This is a genomic window from Paenibacillus sp. P4_E11 (genome assembly GCF_056401635.1).
The window spans coordinates 1-941 of record NZ_JBFUIX010000574.1; the positions used below are offsets into that span (position 1 = coordinate 1).

At 44.2% G+C, this 941-nt stretch carries 2 protein-coding genes and 1 riboswitch; both genes read left to right on the forward strand.

The window, feature by feature from the left end; genetic code table 11:
- Positions 1 to 27 precede the first annotated feature (27 nt).
- A riboswitch (cyclic di-GMP riboswitch) is annotated at positions 28 to 138 on the forward strand.
- A gap of 60 nt (positions 139 to 198) precedes the next feature.
- Positions 199 to 702: a copper amine oxidase N-terminal domain-containing protein gene (locus AC1DWB_RS36140; RefSeq protein ID WP_477545867.1), complete on the forward strand. Its 504-nt coding sequence runs from the start codon at positions 199 to 201 to the stop codon at positions 700 to 702.
- A partial coding sequence (locus AC1DWB_RS36145) for an ankyrin repeat domain-containing protein (protein WP_477545868.1) occupies positions 702 to 941 on the forward strand: 240 nt, incomplete at its 3' end. The genes AC1DWB_RS36140 and AC1DWB_RS36145, both read left to right, overlap by 1 nt.

Here is a 941-nt window from a genome sequence, read left to right on the forward strand (position 1 = left end):
AGTAAAAAGAAGTGAACTGACCAAATGAAATTGAAAAGGCAAACCCATCCGAAAGGTGGGGACGCAAAGCCACGGGCCTAAACCAACGAAACTGCGTTAATGACGCACGATCTTTGATAAGGCAGCCGGGTCGCCGATTGCATCTGGTCTTTTTTGTGTGCTTATTGAACGATTAAGAATGAGGAGATGACGCTCTTGATGAAACGAAAACTAGCTGTTAGGTATGTAATTACTTTGCTGATCTTATTGATGTGCGTCGTTATGGTACTACCTGTTAAATCTTTTGCGACTGGACCAATGACTGTGTATGTCAACGGAGTTCAAGTGCAATTCTCACAACCTCCTCTCGTAGAAGACGGGAATACATTGGTTCAATTGCGTCCGATCTATGAGAGGTTAGGAATCTCGTTGGATTGGAACGAAGATACCCAGACTATCTCTGGTACGAAGGACAACAAGAAGATCACAATGACGATTAACTCTACCAGTGCAACGGTCAACGGAAAAGCAAAGAAGCTATCCATCGCACCAAAGATTATCGACAATACCACCTTCGTCCCACTTCGGTTCCTAGGAGAGAGTGTAGAAGGTGAAGTGGTCTGGCAGGAGAATATGAATCGGGTCGACATTGTTACGATTAGAGGGTTATACGTATATTTGGGGGCTAGGAACAATGAAGTGAACAGGTCAAATATTGGTTAATAAAAGGCGATAGAACTAATTACGAGAATCCTGATGATGGGCGAACCCCATTAGACCTTGCCCTGCAACACAACAATGTGAAGATGATCGAGCTGCTGCTCCAGTATGGGGCGGACTCCAACCATGGTGATGGTAAGCCAATAAAGACTGCTATTAGGAATATGAACCCTGCCGTCGTTCAACTTCTGATTGATTATGGAGCCTATGTATCCGAATCGGATCTGAATAGTAGTCTACTC